This is a genomic window from Paenibacillus sp. BK033, from assembly GCF_004345425.1.
Classification (GTDB): Bacteria; Bacillota; Bacilli; order Paenibacillales; family Paenibacillaceae; genus Pristimantibacillus.
The window spans coordinates 737,507-758,567 of the sequence record NZ_SLVP01000001.1 but is presented as its reverse complement, the minus strand read 5'-3'; the positions used below and the strand labels follow the sequence as shown (position 1 = coordinate 758,567).

Below are 21,061 nucleotides of genomic sequence, written 5' to 3'. Positions count from 1 at the left end.
GGATTGGAATAGACGAAAAAACGGCTGTGCGAACTTTAGCACAGCCGTTTGTTTATATTCCGGATGCCCGGAAGCTTTTAACCGGACCATCCGGCATTACTTGTCTAATGTTACCCGCTCTCCGTCCGCAGGGATCAGAACCTGACCAAGCAGCCCTTCCGCGCTTAACGCTTCTCTTAAAACATCTCTTGTCGCCAAACAATGATTAATCGTATCCATATGAACGGCAACTACCTTCGTAGACGGTGCGTAACGGCATACCCGGATGACATCCTCCGCATTCATTGTAATGGGATCGCCAACGGCAAATTGCGCCCCGCCCGCATTGATTACCGCGACATCCGGCTTGAAAGCATCCAAAGCATGCTTTACTTCTTCACACCAGATGGTATCGCCCGCGATATAAAGGGTCGGCTCGCCTTCCGCTTGAAGAACAAAACCTGACACCTGGCCCATTCTTTCGCCGATCTCTCCCGTTCCATGCCTTCCGCTTGTTCTTGAGATTGTAATGCCTTTATAGAGGACGGATTGCCCGATTTCCGTTACGCTAGCAAAATGCTGGCTTGTGATCGCTGGCCCGTCTCCCGGCTGGCAGAACAGCGGTGTCGACTTCGGCAGCGATTCGATTGCGGCGGCATCCCAATGATCCGGATGGAGGTGGCTGACGAGAATAACCTCCGGCTGCAGCAGCTTTTCCTTAGGAAAAGGCAGCGGTACAAGCGGATTGCGCCGGTCATTCGTTGAATTCATAATCGGCGGATTTACGCCGGCGTCGCTAAACATCGGATCAACAAGAAACTGTACTCCCGCATAGTCCAGCCACAGCGTCGCATGTCGGATTAATCGTATATTCATTTTGTGTCCCTCATTTCTTAATGTGTCTGATACAATTATAAAATAAAGCCGCATCGCGCAGAAATAACCTCGTGAAACGATTTAGCCGCTTTTATTTTCATAATGAAAGGATTCTTCCGACATGTTAAGCTCATACGGAATTGACGATATCGACAGACAAATATTAAGCTGCTTGATTGCGGATGCCAGCCAGTCTCATAAATCGATTGGGGAACAGGTGCATATGACCGGACAGGCCGTAGGCGCCCGCGTCCGCAAGCTGCAGGACCTTGGCATCATTGAAGGCACAACGGTCAATTGGAATCCCGAGAAAATCGGCCTGACCGTCCATGCCTTTGTCACCGTCTTCTTGTCTTCCAACACGGCTCATCAGACGTTCCAGCAATTCGCGGGCAGCAGCGGCCAGGTTGTTGAGATTCACCGCGTCAGCGGCGAAGGCTGTTATTGGATGCGCGTGCGCGTCGGCTCGCAGCCGGAGCTGACCGGCTTTCTCGACGAACTGCTTGCCTACGGCAACTATAAGGTAAGCTTGTCTATTGGGCAGATGAAGTAAAAAAAAGGAGCCGCGTTTATCGCAAACGCTGCTCCTTTTATTTTATTCCAGCACGCTTTTGTACCGGTCCGGCCGATAGCCTGCTTTTTCCGCCATGATGGCGGCAAGCTCCTTGCCTTGCTCCCGCAGGTCATCCATGTATAGATCGGCTTCGATTCGGCCTCTGGACATGATAAGCGCACGGTCGGTAACCGTCTCAATCTCGTCAAGGTGATGGGTAACGATCAGGATCGTCTCATCCCCCTTCAGATTGCCGATCATCAGCTTCAGGAAGTCCCGCCGCGTAAACATATCTTTGCCGAGGAACGGTTCATCCATCAGAATATATTTGGCGCCCTTCGCCATCCCCGCACTGATCTCCAGCTTGGATTTCTGGCCTCTCGAGAAGGTGCGAATGCGTTTATCGGGCTCCAGCTCATAAAATTTCAGCAGCTTGTTATAATACGCAGAGTCAAATTGCGGGTAAAAGGCGGAAAGAAATTCCGCATACTGAACCGGTGTCAGCTTCGGAATGTAGCTTCCCTCTTCGGTTATATAAGCAAGCTGCTCATACTGTTCCTCTACAGGACGGCCGTTCAGCAAAATGTCCCGATGCTGGACCTCGCCCAGCCCCATAATCGCTTTGAGCAGCGTGGTTTTCCCGCTTCCGTTCTCGCCCAATACGCCAACAATTTCGCCGCTTGTAATGGTCAAATCCCGGACATGCAGGATAGGTCTGGCATTACCGAATGTTTTCTCCACGTATTTTAATTCAAGCATGGCTCGCTATTCCCCCTTTCCTCGCTCAAGCCTAAGATGGTCGAATAAACGATAGTCGTAGAGCTGGAGATCATAAGACGATCCTTCCGGCCAGTTAAAGGTATTCACCAGATCATCGTTCAAATCCGATACTAGCTCGCCCTCGTAAAGAAGCCGATTCGCCTTATACACTCTTATCATTAAATGAATAGGCAGGAAGCTATCAAACCGATCCTCTGGTCTAGGTTCCGTAAACGTATAAACCAAATACAGCCTTCCACCCAGGTATTGCATGTTCATTCGGCTGCGATAATAATCCTTCCGGGTGCTTGCATAGTCCAGATTGGTCGTATCCACCAGCTGCATGCCGTATTGGAAATCGATACTCCATACCGTTTTGTGATAAAAGGTATGCTCCGTTTGAACGGAATTGTTCTGAAAGACAAGATTCAATACCATATCATTGGAATAAGCCTCATATTGATCCGAATACATGCTGCTCGATGGATCAAGCATGATACTGCCAAGCATCTTCCCGCTTTCCGGATCGTAACCTCTCACGACGACATGCCCGTGCTCCTTCAATATAAGCGCAAGCTTGCCGCCCGCTGCCGCAAGTCCAAGCACGGCAAGAGAGGCACCTTCTTTATTCTGATCCAGACTAAATTCAGCCACTGTCCGGGTCGTTCCATCCTTTGCAAAAGAAAGCTCGTAAATGCCGTTTGTGCCCGTATTTTCTGCCGTGGTTGGCACGGTAAAGTACAGATGATCTCCAAGCTTTGCGAGTCCATACTCCAGCGAATTGGAATATTTGCTGTCCGAGTCCGCGTTCACAATATTCGTATATACCAGCGAGGACTGGCCGTTATTCTTGGCATTTAACAAATTCTTGTCGTAATACATCACGTAAAACGCGCCTTCTCCGTGCACCTCATATTCCAGATTGTCTATCCTTTTTTTGCCCCCGTTAACGTACTTGTAATGATCCGGCAGAAGTAGAGGAGGATCGTACAACTCTGTATGCACCGATAATTGCCCATCGTTAATCTCAAACGTCGTGCTGGCGTACTGGTCGCTAATATCTCCTGAGATGCTGATCGGGTTGATTGCCGACCGATCGCCAAAGCGGTCTTTTAAATATAAGGTTCCCGCATTCTGATGGGCATGGTTCAGCCAGGCAAAGATTCCAATTAACAAGATGGCTATTACGGCGGCCGGAATCGCTAGATGTCGGGATAGCTTGCGGACAATCATCAACGTACACCTCTCCTTATTCCGCTGGCCGGATCCGGATATTTTCAAATTCCCTGTTATGCATTGGATCATAGTCATAGCTGGTTGCAAGGTGTTCGACCCGATTGCCGTCCTGGTTCCGATCCGTTACAAGCTCGCCTTCATACTGAAGCTTGGATGCCTTGTATACCCGTATCATCAGATGTTTGGGCCGGGCGATGTCGAACACGATATTGCTTTCCACCTTGGTTTCCGTTGACTGATAGATGACGTAAAGCCTGCCATTCGCGTAATTGGCGCTTTTCAAGTCGCGCAGGTTTGACTCCATATCGTCCGGATAGGTTACGGCCGTTTCGTCCAGCAGCTTTACCCCGTTTGCCAGATCAAAGCTCCATACCGTTTTACGCACTTGACCTTGGTCTGGATTGCTCATAAACGCCAAGCATAACGTATTGCTGACGGAATCCGAATACGATTCATACGATTCATAGAACGAACGGCCTTGAACCGCTTTAGCGGAACCCGAGATAGAAAAGCCGCTAACGGCCGCTTCCCCTAGCAGCTCTCCGCTCTTGCTGTCGTAGCTCCGAATCACCAGCTTCTGGTCCTCCTCCAGCACTAATGCAAGCTTGCCGCCAACCGCTTCAAGTCCAAGCACCTGTATTTCAGAAGAGCCGTCACCTTTGTTTTTATCCAGGCTGAAGGTGGCCAACGCCTCCGATTCCGGCAATTGCCCTTTGTAATCCCTGCCGCTTGTAAAGGTTAACGCATAGATTCCGGATGTTCCGACATAACGGTTCGTCGACGGCACTGCGAAATAGTATTGATCTCCAACGCTGGCCAACCCGTATTCGAGCCGGTTCGTGTAAGTGGCCGTATTATCGCTTCTCGGCTGATTGCTGTCGTCATACTCCGTGATATTCGGATGTACCGATGCCTGCCAATAGCTGCCTGGATCGTTTGGATCTCTAGCCACAATCGAATCCGGGGAAAAGATGTTGTCGAACCTCCATTTCCCTTTTAACTTATCAGGCTGCGTGCTGTTGTACCAAACCGCCCGCGGCGGATCAAAAAGCTTCGTACCCGTCGTCACCTTTCCGTCGAACAGCTTAAACAAGGTACTGTGAAAGCCGTCACCGAGCTCGCCGCTAATGGTCACATCCGACAACGCCGCTTGCTCTCCTTCATGATCCTTTAAATAAAAGACTCCGTTATCATTGTCCGCATGAACCAGCATGAATTGCGACGCAATCAGAAGCAGCGCCAGAATGAATATCGGAAGGGCCGCATGGCGCGATAAGATTTTCCCTAAACGCTGCATCAGGCGATACCCCCTCTCCGGACCAGCCTCGTGCTATGCCAGATGAAGAAAACGCTCAAGAGTAACAGGGATATGCTATACGCATACAGCTTTGCCATCGTCCAATCCATATTTGGCGCTTCAATCTGACCATTAAAAATATGCCTGACGATCCACCCTGCGGCTACGACGAGAATGATGTACCAATGCCGTCTGCCGCGTTCGCACAGGAACGCATAATAAAGTCCGGTTGCCAGGCTTACGAGTATGCTGACCGAAGCTACCCAACCGCTGATGCTTATCGGCAATAATACCTTTAGAAAGTTGGATCGGATAAAAGCAAGGAACAGCCCGTTATGCATCACGAACCTGCCGTCCGCATAGCTTCCGATATGGCTCGCATAAGCCGAGTACCCCCAGCGGATCGCAAGTAAATGAGCGGCAAAAAGCAACAGCAGCCCGATTATAAAAGATAGCAGGTTGCTCCAATAATACGCCTCGCGTTTTACCGGTAGGGTTAAGTACGTATAAATGCTTTTGCTTCCCCAATACGCGTTGTACTGCTTCATGAGAAAATAAACGCAGAATGCCGCAATAAACACAAACAGCGCCGTCTTGCAGCCCGATGTATAATATAGGCTCTCGAATCTTGGATGAACGGAATTTTCGTTCAGTTTCTCTGCCGCCGATTGCAGCAGAAGATAAGGCGTAACGATCATCCCCGCCGTCAAAATCAAAATAACGGGCAGCATGGATGCAAATTGAATATTAAGCAGCCGGTACAAACCTTTCACTTGCCAGCACCTCCTGTATTAATCGACTAATACAATCACTGTATAAAAATTTATTCCCACAACTCCGTTATCAGCTCCACCGTTTTCTTGAACGATAGATTCGCTTCCTTGGCTTCCGCGATAAACGCCGCCACCATTTCCTTGGTCAGCTCGCTTTCAATCCGGCCGTAAATCTCATCGTCCAGATAGATCATGCTTCCCGTAGTGCTGCTCGTTCGGACATACCCCTCATCCTCCATCAGCTTAAACGCCTTCTGAACGGTATTCGGGTTAATGTTCAGCTGCATCGCGATATCCCTTCTGGAAGGAAGCTTGTCGCCGGATACGGCCCATCTTAGCAAAATACGCCGTTTCACATACAGGGCAATCTGCATATAAACCGGCATTTTATTATTCAGCTGCAAATCCTGAAACGTCAGCAATACCTCTCACCTGCCTCCTGCTATGACTGTATTATGGCAGTAATACAATGAGTTGGCAAGGGGCATTTGCAAGCCATCCTGCCTTATGCATTGTTTTCAAGACATTACGCATTTGTTACTATTAAACTAAAACAAGCAAAGGAATAAATCATAATGTCTTCGACTTCTCTGGAAACGGTCGCTTATCGTGAAATTCGGGAGCGCATTATGCGCGCGGAATATATGCCCGGCTCCATGTTATCGGAAAATGAGCTTGCCGGACTGCTCGGCATGAGCCGGACGCCTATCCGTGCAGCTATCTCCTTGCTGGAACGGGAAGGTCTTGTGGGAACCTTTCGCGGACGGGGAGTAATGGTTAAGGAAGTGTCCGCCCATGATTTCAGCGAAATGTATGAGGTTCTAGTCTCTATGCAGCTGTTCGCGCTGGACACGGCCTTAAAGCGCCAGCTTGCTTTCGATGTGGATACGATGAGCCAATTGCTTGAGCGGCAGCAGCTGGCTTTGGAGCAAAACGATTACTACGGTTATTACAACCATACCTTGCTGTTCACCGAAACAATCCTTCGGACCATTCATAACGAAAGCATGCTGCAAATTATGGAGCTGTACCGCGGGCGGTATGTCTTCCATACCGTTGCCTACCGCAAAAAATATCCGCAATATCAGCCAAGCCGTTCTGTTCAGACGAACCGCCGGATTTACGAAGCCATTAAGAGCGGTAATATCGCAGCGGCCAAAGCCGCCGTCACGGAGCAATACGCCGATGTCCATGAGCAGTTCATCCTCGGCGGACTGATGAGATAGACAATTTGTCGCCTTGCTGTTCTTAATAACCATTTGCCCGGCGAATAGGCCGATAAGCTAAAGACTGCCCGCGCAGTCTTTTTTATTGGATACTTCATCCTAAATCTATTGACTCTCCCTCCGCTCTGACTTGCCTTTGGAATTCGTGCAGAGGAAAAACGGGTTTACCTGATCGTTCCTTAGTAGAAAAGCATTAATTCTATTAAATAATTTTGTGAGATATTACCTAAACTGGTTCCTTCTTTCGAACCGTTTATATATACTTGAATTATGATTTCTCTGCCCTTTGCACGACCATTATCCGTAGGAGGGTACATATGGAGAGGACCTTTTCGATTTCCCGCTATCCCGATGTAAAGGCCGTGACGAGCCAGCTTGATCGGCTCATCGAGCAGCCGATTTATTCGATCAGACCGGATGCTTTGAAGAAGTACGAAGAGGAATATTTTGAAGCGAAATGCGCGAAATCGAAAGAGATGATCGACGTAGCCAAGGAGATTATCCCAGGCGGCGTCCAGCATAACCTGGCCTTTAACCATCCGTTCCCCCTCGTATTTACGAAAGCCGAAGGCGCTTACCTCTATGACGCCGACGGCAACCGCTATTATGATTTCCTGCAGGCCGGCGGCCCGACGGTGCTCGGAAGCAACCCGCCCGAAGTACGCCGGAAGGTCATCGAGCTGCTGAACGACTGCGGTCCCTCAACCGGACTTTTCCACGAATACGAATATAAACTAGGCAAAAAAATCGCCGACAGCATCGACTCCGTCGAGATGTTCCGCATGCTGGGCTCCGGCACGGAAGCCTGCATGGCGGCGATCCGCGTGGCAAGACTGGCAACGAAGAAAAAAAAGATTATCAAGATGGGCGGCGCTTATCATGGCTGGAGCGACCAGCTTGCCTACGGCATCCGCATCCCCGGCTCCAAATGGACGCAAGCGCATGGCGTTCCGCGTTATATCTTCAAGCATACCCAGGAGTTTTTCCCGAACGATCTGGAGGATCTGGAGCGAAAGCTCCGCTTCAATCAGCTACGCGGCGGCACGGCAGCCGTCCTGATCGAGCCGGTTGGACCGGAAAGCGGCACGAGGCCGGTTGATCGCGAGTTTAATAAAGGCGTGGAGCAGCTCTGCCGCAAATACGGCGCCCTTCTTATTTTCGACGAGGTGGTTACCGCCTTCCGAATCGGAATGTCCGGCGCTCAGGGCTATTACGGGGTTTCCCCGGATCTGACGGTCTTCGGCAAGGTCGTTGCCGGCGGTTATCCGGGTGCGGGCGGTCTTGGCGGCAAGAAGGAATACATGAAATATTTGTCCGCGGGCATCGAAGCCGGAAGCAAGCATAAGAAGGCGCTTATCGGCGGTACGATGGCTGCGAATCCGCTCAGCTGCGTTGCCGGCTATTATACGCTATGCGAGATTGAACGGACGAATGCGATCCCGAGATCCGGCCGGATGGCCGACCGGCTCACCGAGGGACTTCAGGCATTAATCGGCAAATACAAGCTGCCGTTTGTCGCTTTTAACCAAGGGTCGATCTGCCACCTGGAGACGGTAGGCACGATGCATTTTGCCATCAACTGGTCGAAGCCTTGGCAAATTCCGAATGTATTGTCGGAGACGTCCAGACGAAAAAGAGAAATGGAGCATATGGGCGCTGCCTACATGGCCGAAGGTATCGTAACTCTGGCAGGCAGCCGGCTGTACACCAGCGGGGCTTATACGGAAGAAATGATCGACGACGTTCTTGTCCGCTTTGACCATATTTTCGGCCATGTAGCCTTATTGGAGGGATAAGAAGGATGCCCGAGACAGCTGTCGAGGAAGCCAAGCAGCGTGTTATCGAAGCCGGAATCAGGCTGATGGAAACCGGTCTGATTGCCCGCACCTGGGGGAATGTAAGCCACCGCGTCGAAGGCGGCAGGTTTGTCATTACGCCTAGCGGCAGGGATTACCGCTCGCTTACGCCGGATGATATCGTTACCGTTCAAATATCGGACTGCAGCTATAGCGGCCCGACCAAGCCTTCGTCCGAGAAGGGCGTGCATGCCGAGGTCTACAAACGTTTTCCCAATGCCCATTTCGTAATCCATACGCATCAGGAGTATGCATCCGTCATCAGCGCGTGCAATGTGGATGCCGTTCCGATAGAGGAAGGCATGCTGGCGGGCCGGGTATTATGCGGGGCTTACGCGCTCCCGAGCACCAGGAAGCTGCAGCGCAATGTTGCTAAAGCGCTTACGCGCACCTCCAACAAAGCTATTATCATGAAAAATCACGGAGCCGTCTGTTACGGTGCCAGCGATACGGAAGCATTCGAAGCCGCCTTGGAGCTGGATCAGGCTTGCCGCCAGTATATCGACGATACGTATAAGAGCTTGACCGGCGAGCAAGAAGCAGATGCGGCGGCATTAAGCCGGTTTGCCCTTGGACTGGGTTATTCTTCTCCGGCGCCTGTATCCCGGATGCTGTATCACAGCAGAAGAACGAAGGATGGGTTTCTGCTGTTTAACGATTCCGGCTCCGAGCTCCTTGTCCGGAATGGCGAGCTGAATGCCGCCCTGCCGGAGGAGGCTAGCGTCTATCAGCAGATTTACCGTAAGCATAAGCAGATTAACCATATTCACTGGAGCGGCATTCCGGAGGTTGCGCTTTTCTCCCAAACCGGGCAGCCGCTGAAGCCGCTGCTTGACGACTTCGCCCAGCTGATCGGTACCTCGGCAAGGAATACGGCACTTTCCCCTTCGGAGGTATCCGCGGCTCTCAAAAGCTCTTCAGCCGTGCTGATCCGCGGAATGGGCGCTTTATGCTGCGGCGTGAACTCTGATGAAGCTCTTGCGGTAAGGATGGTTCTAGAGAAAAATAGCAAGGCCCATATCGGAGCCAAGCTGCTGGGCCAAGTCAAGCCTATTCATTACCTGGAAAGCCTGTTGATGCGATTTGTGTATTTGAAAAAGTATTCCAAGCAGGCCGCAGTGACCTCCTAGCCGAAAGGTGGAATTGTTATTAAAAGAATCTTCCTCACGAAATGGATCATTCTTTTATCGATTGTCCCGGTTATCGTATCGACCGAAATGATGTGGCTCTCCCTAGCGCCGATCTCAAGCTTGGCGGAAGATTATTACGGCGTGGGCAGCATGTCCGTCACGTTATGCTCCATGAGCTTTATGATCATGTTTATTTTATTCTCCATGCCTGCCTCTTGGGTTATCGACAAATGGGGATACAAAGCTTCTCTTCTGATCGGCGCGGGTCTGACTGCCGTATTTAGCTTGCTGCGAGCCTTGTATGCGGACGATTTTACGCTAGTCCTGATCTTCCAGTTCATTCTGGCGATCGGGCAGCCCTTTCTGCTTAATATCGCTACAAAGGTAGCCTCGGACTGGTTCCCGCTGCAGGAGAGATCCACGGCAGCTGGCATTCTGACGCTAGCCCAATATATCGGGTTTATCATTCCGATGGCGCTTGCTCCCGCTATCGCGGAAGCTTCCGGCATCCCCGGCCTGTTTATGTGGTTTGCGGCGTTTGCCGTTGCAGCCGCGGGTCTTGCAGCTGGGTTTGCTTTCGTGAAACCTCCCGCTTCCCTGTCCAACGCCGCCCCCCGACAAGAGGTCTTACGCTTCCAATCGATTGGTCTTCTTATCGAGAACAAAAGCTATTTCCTTATCCTGCTCGTCAGCTTTATCTGCATCGGCATTTTCAATACGATTCTTACCCTGCTGGAAACGATCCTTTCTCCCCGGGGATTCACATCCGAGGAAGCCGGACTTGTTGGCGCCGTCTTTATCGTCGCCGGAATAATTGGCGCGGTTGCTCTGCCGATCCTGTCCGATAAATACCGGACTCGGGCACCTTTTTTTATTGCCGCCATCACGCTGCTCATTCCCGCCTACCTGGGGCTGACCTTTGCGGAGCAGTTCATTCCGGTGACCGTTATTGCCGGGCTTGCGGGCTTCACCATTATGGGCGTCGCCCCCATCTTGTTCCAGCACGGCTCGGAGCTTGCGTATCCCGTGCGGGAAGGCACTTCCCTTGGCATGATTTTGCTGATGGGGCAGGTTTCCGGCATTGCTTTCGTTTATTTGTTTGAAGTTCTGAATGAAGCGCTGGACTCTATCGTATGGCCGATGCTGCTGTTTGTCGTGCTGACGGCCGTTTTGCTTCCCGTCACGCTCCGCATTCCGGAATCGGCCTGCCAGTCCGCGGATGAAGATACCCATCAGTCGATGTAAAAGGTAAAGGCGGGTGCAGCCAATGAGTGCTTACGTGCTCACTTACGATGTAGGAACCTCCGGCGTCAAAACATGTCTTTACCATCTGTCCCCCTCCTTATCGCTTGTGGCCAGCGCACTGCATGGCTATGAGCTTACGATTCTGGAGAATGGCGGCGCGGAGCAGGATCCGGCGGACTGGTGGCAGGCGATGCGGGCAACAACAAGCCAGGTACTTAAAGATAGCGGCATCCCTGCTTCGCATATCAGCGGCATCTCTTTTTGCGCCCAAATGCAAGGTCTTGTGCTTGTTGACGAACAAGGCGCGCCGGTCAGAAAAGCCATGAGCTACATGGATACCCGGGCTTCCGAGGAGCACCGCAGGGGAATTAGGCACGGCCTTCAATTTGCCGGCGCCAATGTATTCAAGCTGCTTAAGTCGCTGGCGATCACCCGCGCCGTTCCGGCCAGCGTCAAGGATCCCGTCTGGAAATACCGATGGGTGCGGCGGCATGAGCCCGAGGCGTTCAGCCGCGTTCACAAGTGGCTGGATGTCAAAGAATATCTGCTCTTCAAATGCACGGGCGAATTTGTAATGACCGAGGATACCGCTTATGCGACGCTGTTGTACGACGCGGGAAATAATCGGTTCAGCAAGGAAATGTGCCGGATGTTTGGCGTTCGGACCGAGCATTTTCCGAAGGTGATTTCGTCCACGGCAATGGCCGGATTATTAACGGCCGAGGCGGCCGCGGAGCTCGGGCTTAAGGAGGACACGCCCGTATTTGGCGGAGGAGGCGATGCCTCTCTAATAGGCGTGGGGGCCGGTGCGGTCGCGGAAGGCGATACGCATATTTACCTGGGTACATCCGGTTGGGTATCGACGGTTGTGAACCGGCAGATTATCGATGCCGGCAGCATGATCGCTTCCATCGTAGGAGCAAGGCCGAAGCATTATCATTATTTCTGCGAGCTGGAAACGGCGGGCAAATGCCTGGAATGGGTCAAAAACCATCTGGCCCTGGATGAAATCGGCATTTATTTGGAGAAAAAACAAGTGTCCGAATCGCAAGAAACGATGTACAGAAGCCTATACGATTACATGATGCATGCGATCAAAGACGTGCCCGCCGGCAGCAACGGCGTTATCTTTACCCCTTGGCTGCATGGCAACCGCTGTCCGTTTGAAGACGCGCACGCGCGGGGATTGTTTTTCAACATCAGCATCGAAACGGGGAAAACCGAGCTGATCCATGCCGTGCTGGAAGGCATCTGTTACCATCTTAGATGGCAGCTCGAAGCGCAAGACCGGAAGATTAAGACTTCCCAGGCGATCCGTTTTGTCGGAGGAGGCGCGCTTGCCCCGCTCACCTGCCAGATCCTCGCCGATATTCTGGGACGAACGATTGAAACGGTTGACAGTCCGCAAAATGCGGGCGCTGTCGGGGCAGCCATTACGGCGGCTGTCGGACTTGGCATCGTTCCGAATCTGGACGCTGCCAGATCTTTTGTGCAGGTACGCGCCTCCTATACGCCCAATCCCCGGAATAAAGCCGTCTATGATACGTACTTCGGTGTATTCAAATCCTTGTACAGACGAAATAAAAAAGCATTCGGCATCTTAAATAATCTCAAAAGCAATGCAGATGTTTTTCAGGCCCCGCTATGATACAATACTTGAATTGACGGGCTTTACACATTTAGGGGGCTTTAAGGACAACTATGCTTATTATTGGAATTGCTGGCGGCACCGGCTCGGGAAAAACCTCGGTGGCCCGCTCTGTTATTGAACGGCTTGGCGAAGATAAAGTAACCTTTATCTCGCAAGATAACTATTACAAGGATCATCCTCATCTGAGCTTTGCCGAGCGCGAAGGTCTCAATTATGATCATCCGCTTGTTTTTGACAACGAGCTCTTAATCGTGCATTTAAATCAGTTGAAATCCGGGCAGGCGGCCGAAGCGCCGATCTACGATTTTGCCAACCACTCCCGGTTTAAGGATAAGACGGTAGCGCTCAAACCTTGCAAGATCATCGTTATAGAAGGGCTTCATGTGCTGTCCGACGAAAATTTGCGTGCGATGCTTGATATCAAGGTGTTTGTGGACACCGATCCGGATGTCCGCATCCTCCGCCGCGTGCTGCGGGATATTGAAGAGCGCGGCCGCTCCATTCAATCGATTCACGATCAATATTTAAAGACGGTTAAACCGATGCACGAAGCCTTTATCGAGCCGTCCAAAAAATACGCCGACATCATTATTCCCGAAGGCGGGCAGAACGAAGTAGGCATTCAGATGCTGTCCATCCTTATGGAGAAATATTTCTAAACAGACGAAAACGAAAGGGCTGTCCCGCTTGGGGACAGCCCTTTCGTTTATCTTTTCCGGTAAAGCTTGTTAAACAAGCTTATGAGCTTGGATTTTTTTCCGGTAAGACGAGTAATACCAGCCTAACATCGCAATCGCTAGGATGGGACATAGGAACAGCAGCTGATAGACATGGTTGTAGGCATGCTCCAGCGTGATGCCGCTCATCTTATGAAGCAGAAGTCCGCAAATCGCCACCGACAAAGAGCCTCCGAAGAACTGAATGAGCTGCATCATCCCCATGCCGGAGCCAATCAAATGCCTTGGCAAAATACTGGAGGTCTGGTTATTAAGCGAAGCCAGCGTTGCCGAGAATGCCGGCGAGAAGAGCAAATACCCGCACATGATAACAAACGGCGAGCTGCCAAGAGCCGTCATAAACAAAGCCAGCACGGCGGTCAAGACAGCCGTTCCGATAAACAGGAACCGGACATTGCCGTACCGGTCGAGCCAGCGTCCGACAAACGGCGTTAACGCCGCCGATAAAATCGCTCCCGGAGCAATCAGGAAGCCAATCAGCATCTCCGATTTATGGAACAGGTTCGCCAGGACAAGCGGCATCAGGAACAGGTTGCCGAGGTTAATGATAAGCAGGCAGAAGCCTACCACAAGCAGCCGGATATAGCCGGGCTGGCGGAATACCTCCGGATTCACAAAGGTTCCGATGCCCTTCGCTTTCCGGATATGGAGCACGTGAATCACAATCGTAATCACGCTGATCAGAAGCCAAATGATGGACTGCTGCGTTACCGCAATGAGCAAGGAAGTCGCATTGATAACGGTCAAGGCAGCCCCCCAATAATCAAAGCTGGCCGGCTGCGGATTTTCCTTCGGCAGCAGCTTCAACAAGACCGGCAAAATAGCCAGCACTAAGCAAGTAACTACAAACAAACCGTTCCAGCCAAAATATTCGCTGATGACGCCGCCTACAATCGGCCCAAGACCAAACGCCATTGCGCTGCCGGCCGCGATCATCGAGATCGCGCGTCCTCTTCGTTCAACCGGGATATAGCGGCTTGCTAGTACAAGCCCCAGTCCGGCCATCGTACCCGCTCCTGCCGATTGCAGAATCCGAGCCGTCAGCAGAAGCGCGAAATTGTGGGCAAAGATTCCGAGCACCGAAGAAAGACCCAATATAAGCAGCCCTATCGCTACCAGTCTGCGTATGGGAGCGATATCCGATAAGCGGCTGTAAATCACCGTTGATAGGGCATATCCGATCGAATAGCTGGATACAATCCATGAGCCGAGATCCGAAGTGATTCCGAGATCGTTGATAATACTTGGTACCGAGACGTTAAACATGGTCGTATTCATGACCACGACAAACAAGCCCAGCATCCACACGGGCATTACAATTCTGTCATTCAAGTTGTCCACCTTGTTTCCTTACAAAGTTACTTTACTTTGTTCAGTATAACACAAAAAAAGACGAAGCATGGTTTCACCCCTGTTATGAAAACCGATTAACGTTAAAACGCTATAAAGCCAAAACATTCGGCATAGCTATTTTAGTATTTGCACTTTATAGTAAAGAAGATAATGTAATCGATTCCACAAGCGATGAGGAGGCCTGCTAACTATGCCAAAGCTGTTCATTGCAGAAGAGGAAGATCTCATTCCCAACAAATCGGCTGTACAAAGGAATGAATGGCCGTTTGAAGAAATGAAGCACTTGTTTGACCATCTTGCGACTTGCCTTTCAGGAGCGATAAAAGAAGTGAAAAATTTGGAACAGCAGTACCTGAACATCATCGCCGGCGATACCTTCGGCACATCGAAGCCAAATGTACATCAGCTGTATTATTCTTATAAGGAAGCGTTAAAGGCTTTGGAGCAGCAATTTAATCAAGGCTCAGAGTTGTACCGCAAGCTGAGCCTGAATCCGGGGCGAACGCCAAAACGGAAGGTTCAGCAAGCCTTGGAAGTCATCGAGGCCTCCTATGCGGACCACGGGATGACTTTGGCCGGCGTTGCCAAGGCTTTGTTTGTCTCCAGCACCTATCTATCCACGTTGTTCAAACAGGAGCTTGGAATTAATTTCCTTGATTATGTTCATCAATTCCGGATCGAGAAAGCCAAAGCGCTGCTTCAGACCGGCGATATGAAAATCCATTCCGTTGCCAAGGAAGTCGGTTATTACGACGAAGCTCATTTTACGAAGACGTTCAAGAAATGGACCGGAATGCTGCCGTCTCAGTACAAGAAGGAAATGGCCGTCAGTGGATAAGAAAGAGCAGCAAGGGCAAGCCAAAGCCCGCTTGCCCTTGCTGCTCTTATGCGTTTAACTGATGGCGCTGGCGATAAGCGAGCGGCGTCATCCCCATCTTCTTCTTGAACACCTGGAATAGGTAGTTCGTATTCGTGAAGCCATGATTGACCGCAATGGATTCCACCGTGTTCGAGGTCTCAATCAGCTCTTCGCAAATGCGCTGCAGCCGGAAATCCTCCAAGTAGCTGCTGAAGGAGCTGACCCCGTACCGGTGAAAGACACGCTGCAGCTGTCTTGTGCTGATCTGGATCCGGTCCGCAACCTCCTGAAGGGTTAGCGGTCTCGCGTAATTATCGTAAATATATTGCTGCGCCATCTCGAAGCGATGCGCTTGAATATCCCGCGAAGGAAGCATCTGCTGACCATCCCGGTCCACGGTTGCTTTTGCGGCGCGCAGCAGGATTTGAATCAAAGACTGGCGGATCGTCGTATAGGCTCCAAGCTCTCCGGATCGCCAAGCCATGTAAGCCTGGAGGAAGCATGTCATGGCATCATGCTGATCCATAAACGGTCGAAGCGGAAAATCGGCCAGTGCCTGCATGCAGGCTTCCGACTCTTTATTTTCCCACTCCGAGCCCCATCCTTCCTGATCCTCTCCGTCCGGAAGACGCGTAATATCCACATGCAGGCACAGCTCTTCCATGCCGGACCGGTTATCCGCCGTTTGCTGGTGCACAACGCCGGGACCCGTCAAATAAAACATGCCGCTGTTCAGCTTGTAAATATGGTCAATCAAGGTGACCGTTCCTTTGCCGCGCGGCACGAAGTGGAATTCAAACTCCGAATGCTTGTGGAACTTGATCAGCTGTCCCGGCTTAAAGGTGGTCAGATGCCATTTAAGCACCCGGATTCCGTAACGTCCCCATCTGAAATGCAGATCAAGCCTTTCAAGCGCATCCATCTTTTCTTTCATAATGGCATAAGGATACGGTCTTGCGCTTACCTTGCTGTCGGACTCCATAATCTGGTCCCGATCATCCATGCCAGTCATTGTATTAGCGGATTTCTTCAATACGTACAGCCCGCTTCTCGGCAACCGAGCGGTTGGACGCTTCCATCAGCGCCGTCAGATCCTGCGCCATGCGGATATTCTCTGCTGCAACCGTATTATTTTGAATATGGTCAGCCCATTGCTCGAACGCCTTATTGCGGCCGCTGGCCTTATCCGCTTCCGTCCACTGCGATTCACCGTTCTTGTTGCTGCGGACGAGAACGCGGTCCTCCGGCGTACCGTAGAGCAGCGAGCCTTCCGTGCCGTGAATCTCGATCGTGAATGGCGAATGGGCATTCACGAAGCCCGCTTCCACGATACCGATAGCGCCGCCGGCCGTCGTAAGAATGGATACCGCGTTATCCTCCACGTCTTTGCCGGTTACGTAACCGTACGAAGCTTGAACCTGAACCGGCATTTCGCCAAGGAACAGTCTAGTCAAATACATCGGATGGCAGCCCAGGTCGATCAGTGCGCCGCCGCCGCATTGCTCCAGGTTGTAGAAATGCTCCGGAAGCCAGTTTGCGGTTGCTCCGTTATGGGACAAGCGCACGCGCGTCAAGGTAACTTGGCCCAGAATGCCGGATTCCAGCACGTTCTGAATGGAAGACGTATACCAATCGTTTAATCTTGGCAGCGATACGGTCAGCTTAACGCCTGCTTCTTCCACTGCCGCCAGAATCTCGTTAACTTCCTTCGTTGTAAGCGCCAACACTTTTTCCGTGAAGATATGCTTGCCGGCTTGCGCGGCTTTCACCATAACCTCGCGGTGAATATTGGAAGGCGCGTCCACGATCACCCCGTCAATATCCTCGCGTGCAAGAAGCTCATCCAGATTAGAGAAGAAAGGAACGCCCAGCTTGGCAGCCGCTTCTTCGCCTCTAGCCGGGATTTCGTCCCATACCGCTACGATTTCCGTATCCGGATGCGCTTGCGCCTCTCTCGTGTAATCCCATGCGTGAACATGCCAATAGCTTAACATTGCGACTCTAATCATATAACTTCCACTCCTCAGACCGATTATTTGGAATAACTACATATTTGCGACTTATTTCTAAGGTAGCACACCATTTAGCAAAGTAAAACTAGAACATAAAGACATTCTGACTATAATTATACGACAAAGACAAGAACTTTTTTAAAGCCTTATTGACTCTAAATATCGGTCAAACCTATAGTAAGGGCATAAACAACTTTTTTATCTAAATCCATTTAAACGGAGGCTGGACATGAGTAAATTACTGAAGGTTGGCATCATCGGCTGCGGCGGTATCGCGAATGGCAAGCATCTTCCTGCGCTGAGCAAGAACAAGAATGTTGAAATCGTTGCCTTTTGCGACGTCGTTGTAGAACGCGCGGAAGAAGCATCCCAAAAATACGGCGCCGAAGGCTCGAAAGTATACGCGGATTACCGCGAGCTGATTGCCGATCCGTCGATCGATGTCGTGCATGTATTAACGCCTAATGACTCGCACTCCTTTATTACGATAGATTCCCTTGAAGCCGGCAAGCATGTAATGTGCGAGAAGCCAATGGCTAAAACAGCCGCGGAAGCAAGAGCCATGCTGGATGCCGCGAAACGCACGGGCAAAAAGCTGACGATCGGTTACAACAACCGTTTCCGTCCGGACAGCCAAGTGCTGAAAAAGATTTGCGAGCAAGGCGAGCTGGGCGAAATTTACTACGCGCGCGCTCATGCGATCCGTCGCCGCGCGGTTCCGACTTGGGGCGTATTCCTCGACGAAGAGAAACAAGGCGGCGGCCCTCTTATCGATATCGGTACTCACGCGCTTGACCTGACGCTGTGGATGATGGACAACTACAAGCCGGTTTCCGTAACGGGCTCCGTATTCCATAAGCTTGGCTCGAAGGAAAATGCCGCTAACGCTTGGGGACCTTGGGATCCAGCGAAATTTACGGTAGAAGATTCCGCCGTAGGCTTTATCAAGATGGAGAACGGCGCAACAATCACGCTTGAAGCAAGCTGGGCGCTGAACACGCTTGATATCGACGAAGCAAAATGCACGCTTTGCGGTACCGAAGGCGGCGCGGACATGAAGAACGGCCTTCGCATCAACGGCGAAGAGAACAGCCGCTTGTTCGTTAAGGAAATCGACCTTTCCGCCGGCGGCGTAGCGTTTTATGACGGCGCTTCGGAGCGCGATATCGACGTGGAATGCGCGGCTTGGATCAATTCGATCCTGAACGACACGGATCTGGTCGTAAAAGCGGAGCAAGCTCTTGTCGTAACCGAAATTTTGGAAGCGATTTACGAATCCGCCCGCACTGGCGAGACCGTATACCTCAATCGCGAAAAAGTTGCGAACTAAATAAATAAACAAAACGGTTGTGCCTGTTTAACAAGCACAACCGTTTTTTTATACATTGTGAAGCTTATCCGGGTTGCGGACGATAAATATCCGGTGAAGCACCCCTTCGCGCTGCTCAAGAAATACGACCGAATCTACGATTCCTTCCTGCCTGAATACGAAGGCGGGTTCCCCGTTTAACGGCTTCAGCTCTACCGTCATCTGGCTTGTAAACTGGGATTTGCGGAAAATGCCCAGCAGGAACTGCGCCACGCGCTCCCTGGTTTCGATTGGCCGGACCGCTGCCGATGTTTTGCCTCCTCCGTCGGATACAAGCACGGCATCCTCCGCCAGCATGGATAGCACGGTGTCGACCTCGCCTTCGGATAAGGCCGCTACGAACCGGTTTATCCACGCCTGCTCGATTGTACCGCCAGCCTGCAGCTCTTCCTCCGTTATTCCCATCTTTGATCTGGAACGGCTCATCAGCTTGCGGCAGTTTTGCTCGCTTTTTCCCGTTAATTCCGCAATATCCGGATAATCGAACCCAAGCGCTTCTCGCAGAACAAATACGGCTCGTTCCGAAGGCGACAGCCTTTCGAGCAGAGCAAGCATAGCGTAAGACAGCAGGTCATGGCGAACTATTTCCTCCAGTCCGTCATCGTAGTATTGTGCTATCGGCTCCGGCAGCCACGGACCGACATATTGCTCCCGGCGTACTCTTGCCGAACGCAGATGATCCAGACAGCGATTCGTTATCATTTTGCACAAATACGCTTTGGGCTCGTGCAGCTTATCCGGGTTCATGTTCTGCACCTTCAGGAATATGTCCTGAACCGCATCCTCCGCATCGGCGACAGAGCCGGTTAACTGATAAGCAAGGCTGAACAACAACCCTTTATAACGTTCGTACAGCTCAATCATATGACGTCTCCTTATGATTTCAGCATACTAGCGTAATCCCAGACAAAACGTTTGATTTTATAAGATAAACTTCCCGAAATGATTATATCAAGCCCCCATTTGCGCGTCCATGTGATTCCCCGTCCCGGACCAAGTCCAATCGTAAAGCCTTCCATTACCTGCTTATGGCGGGGAGCCTCGCTGCCGTTCCGGTCCGCCGCGATGATTTTGCCTAATCGCTGTGCCTGCGGAATGGCCTCTTTGCAGGTCATTCCCGCGGCTTCGCCGCTATCCGGGTCCACGATAAACGCGCAGTCCCCAATGGCATACACACCCCGGGCTTCCTTCACGCGGTAGCATTCGTCCACGATAAGCCTTCCGTCCTTCGTTACCGGGAGCCCAAAGCCGCGGACGGCGGGATTCGGAACAAGACCCAGCGTCCATACCGTAAGGCCCACCGGCAGAGCTTCGCCATCCGAGAGCATTAGACAGCCATTCTCCTCGCGTACCGCTTTGCATAGGTGATGCACGGATACGCCGCATTTCGCCAGCTCATCCTCCAGCTTGCGGCTTGCCTTCATTGATCCTTCCCGAAACAAACGGTCCTGGGCATTTAGCAGATGGACCCGGATTTCTTCGGGGTTAAGTCCCTGCCTCGCTGCTTCTTCTCTCATGGCGTACGCTAACTCCGATGCCGTCTCCATGCCGGTTATTCCCGCCCCGGCCACGGCTGCCGTGAGCAGGCGACGCCGCTCCTCCGCGCTGCTCTCCGCTCTTGCGGCCTGCATATTGCGGCTCCACGTATCCCTGATTCGTACTGCCGACTCCATTCCCGTCAGGGCAATGCCGCCTAGTCCCGTTTCCGTCTCGCGGGCAACGCTGCCAACCGAAACAACCAGCGTGTCATAAGCAAGCCGAACGAGCTGACCTTCCGCATTCTCGTATTCGAGCACTTTAGCAGCCGCATCTATATGCTTGGCTTTTCCTTGCACGTGCTCGGCCGTTTCCGGCAAAATCTGCCGCCAAGGCACCGTAATCGGATCTGCCCCTACCGCCGGCTTGAACAAGAGCACCTTGCGCAGATGATAAGGATTCGGATCCAATAAGAGAAGGCGAAGCTTCCGTCCTTCCGCATGACCGCCATACTGCTTCCACACCGCTTTGACCGCATGGATTCCCGCATACCCGCCGCCAACGACAACAACCGTCCATTCCTTCATCGATGATCTCTCCTCTTTTTCGCTTTTACCAATAGAACGGGGAGAGATCTTTATTTGTGACACCAGGCATTAACAAGCTGACCCTAT

At 51.6% G+C, this 21,061-nt stretch carries 20 protein-coding genes; 9 read left to right on the top strand and 11 right to left on the bottom strand.

Annotated elements, in window-relative coordinates:
• Window positions 1–96: 96 nt before the first annotated feature.
• Window positions 97–855 (bottom strand): MBL fold metallo-hydrolase, encoded by a 759-nt coding sequence (locus EV294_RS03335; RefSeq protein WP_132303794.1) that lies wholly within the window; start codon window positions 853–855, stop codon window positions 97–99.
• 121 nt (window positions 856–976) lie between these two features.
• Here EV294_RS03335 and EV294_RS03330 point away from each other — a divergent pair, with 121 nt between their 5' ends.
• Window positions 977–1,408: an Lrp/AsnC family transcriptional regulator gene (locus EV294_RS03330; protein WP_132303792.1), complete on the top strand. Its 432-nt coding sequence runs from the start codon at window positions 977–979 to the stop codon at window positions 1,406–1,408.
• A 42-nt stretch (window positions 1,409–1,450) separates the two neighbouring features.
• Here the strand turns inward: EV294_RS03330 and EV294_RS03325 are convergent, their stop codons facing one another.
• From EV294_RS03325 to EV294_RS03305, 5 genes are read right to left on the bottom strand one after another with little or no spacing between them, the layout of a single operon-like run.
• A complete protein-coding gene (locus EV294_RS03325; protein WP_132303790.1) occupies window positions 1,451–2,167 on the bottom strand; it encodes an ATP-binding cassette domain-containing protein in 717 nt (238 codons plus the stop codon).
• A gap of 6 nt (window positions 2,168–2,173) precedes the next feature.
• Window positions 2,174–3,403, bottom strand: coding sequence for a hypothetical protein (locus EV294_RS03320; protein WP_132303788.1), 1,230 nt, complete (start codon window positions 3,401–3,403; stop codon window positions 2,174–2,176).
• 13 nt (window positions 3,404–3,416) lie between these two features.
• Window positions 3,417–4,700, bottom strand: coding sequence for a hypothetical protein (locus tag EV294_RS03315; RefSeq protein ID WP_132303786.1), 1,284 nt, complete (start codon window positions 4,698–4,700; stop codon window positions 3,417–3,419).
• Window positions 4,700–5,473 (bottom strand): hypothetical protein, encoded by a 774-nt coding sequence (locus EV294_RS03310; RefSeq protein ID WP_132303784.1) that lies wholly within the window; start codon window positions 5,471–5,473, stop codon window positions 4,700–4,702. The genes EV294_RS03315 and EV294_RS03310 overlap by 1 nt, the downstream gene beginning before the upstream one ends.
• A 50-nt stretch (window positions 5,474–5,523) precedes the next feature.
• Complete coding sequence (locus EV294_RS03305) at window positions 5,524–5,895, bottom strand: GntR family transcriptional regulator (protein WP_243711552.1); 372 nt, start codon at window positions 5,893–5,895, stop codon at window positions 5,524–5,526.
• Between the two features lie 153 nt (window positions 5,896–6,048).
• Between EV294_RS03305 and EV294_RS03300 the strand changes: the two genes are divergently transcribed.
• The 6 genes from EV294_RS03300 (at window position 6,049) to udk (ending at window position 13,240) form a co-directional block, all read left to right on the top strand.
• The gene (locus EV294_RS03300; RefSeq protein ID WP_132303782.1) at window positions 6,049–6,699 is read left to right on the top strand and encodes a GntR family transcriptional regulator; all 651 of its coding nucleotides are present in this window, start codon (window positions 6,049–6,051) and stop codon (window positions 6,697–6,699) included.
• Between the two features lie 317 nt (window positions 6,700–7,016).
• Entirely contained in the window at window positions 7,017–8,495 is a 1,479-nt protein-coding gene (locus EV294_RS03295) for an aspartate aminotransferase family protein (protein WP_132303780.1), read from the top strand.
• 5 nt (window positions 8,496–8,500) lie between these two features.
• Complete coding sequence (locus tag EV294_RS03290) at window positions 8,501–9,685, top strand: class II aldolase/adducin family protein (RefSeq protein WP_132303777.1); 1,185 nt, start codon at window positions 8,501–8,503, stop codon at window positions 9,683–9,685.
• Window positions 9,686–9,772: 87 nt separating this feature from the next.
• On the top strand, window positions 9,773–10,930 hold the full coding sequence (locus EV294_RS03285) for an MFS transporter (RefSeq protein ID WP_132303775.1): 1,158 nt from the start codon (window positions 9,773–9,775) through the stop codon (window positions 10,928–10,930).
• Between the two features lie 22 nt (window positions 10,931–10,952).
• On the top strand, window positions 10,953–12,578 hold the full coding sequence (locus EV294_RS03280; RefSeq protein ID WP_132303773.1) for a xylulokinase: 1,626 nt from the start codon (window positions 10,953–10,955) through the stop codon (window positions 12,576–12,578).
• A 53-nt stretch (window positions 12,579–12,631) separates the two neighbouring features.
• Window positions 12,632–13,240 (top strand): uridine kinase, encoded by a 609-nt coding sequence (gene udk / locus EV294_RS03275; protein ID WP_132303771.1) that lies wholly within the window; start codon window positions 12,632–12,634, stop codon window positions 13,238–13,240.
• 69 nt (window positions 13,241–13,309) lie between these two features.
• Here the strand turns inward: udk and EV294_RS03270 are convergent, their stop codons facing one another.
• Window positions 13,310–14,659: an MFS transporter gene (locus EV294_RS03270; protein WP_243711550.1), complete on the bottom strand. Its 1,350-nt coding sequence runs from the start codon at window positions 14,657–14,659 to the stop codon at window positions 13,310–13,312.
• Between the two features lie 202 nt (window positions 14,660–14,861).
• Here EV294_RS03270 and EV294_RS03265 point away from each other — a divergent pair, with 202 nt between their 5' ends.
• Window positions 14,862–15,509 carry a helix-turn-helix domain-containing protein gene (locus EV294_RS03265; RefSeq protein WP_132303767.1) on the top strand — a complete coding sequence of 216 codons (648 nt, stop codon included), beginning with the start codon at window positions 14,862–14,864 and terminating at the stop codon, window positions 15,507–15,509.
• Between the two features lie 46 nt (window positions 15,510–15,555).
• Here the strand turns inward: EV294_RS03265 and EV294_RS03260 are convergent, their stop codons facing one another.
• Window positions 15,556–16,563 carry a helix-turn-helix domain-containing protein gene (locus EV294_RS03260; protein WP_347813046.1) on the bottom strand — a complete coding sequence of 336 codons (1,008 nt, stop codon included), beginning with the start codon at window positions 16,561–16,563 and terminating at the stop codon, window positions 15,556–15,558.
• Window positions 16,547–17,539 carry a Gfo/Idh/MocA family protein gene (locus tag EV294_RS03255; protein WP_132303765.1) on the bottom strand — a complete coding sequence of 331 codons (993 nt, stop codon included), beginning with the start codon at window positions 17,537–17,539 and terminating at the stop codon, window positions 16,547–16,549. The genes EV294_RS03260 and EV294_RS03255 overlap by 17 nt, the downstream gene beginning before the upstream one ends.
• 232 nt (window positions 17,540–17,771) lie before the next feature.
• Between EV294_RS03255 and EV294_RS03250 the strand changes: the two genes are divergently transcribed.
• Window positions 17,772–18,872 (top strand): Gfo/Idh/MocA family protein, encoded by a 1,101-nt coding sequence (locus EV294_RS03250; protein ID WP_132303763.1) that lies wholly within the window; start codon window positions 17,772–17,774, stop codon window positions 18,870–18,872.
• A gap of 48 nt (window positions 18,873–18,920) precedes the next feature.
• Here the strand turns inward: EV294_RS03250 and EV294_RS03245 are convergent, their stop codons facing one another.
• Entirely contained in the window at window positions 18,921–19,775 is an 855-nt protein-coding gene (locus EV294_RS03245) for an RNA polymerase sigma-70 factor (RefSeq protein ID WP_132303761.1), read from the bottom strand.
• Window positions 19,776–19,786: 11 nt separating this feature from the next.
• Window positions 19,787–20,974, bottom strand: coding sequence for an NAD(P)/FAD-dependent oxidoreductase (locus EV294_RS03240; protein ID WP_132303759.1), 1,188 nt, complete (start codon window positions 20,972–20,974; stop codon window positions 19,787–19,789).
• Window positions 20,975–21,061 lie beyond the last annotated feature (87 nt).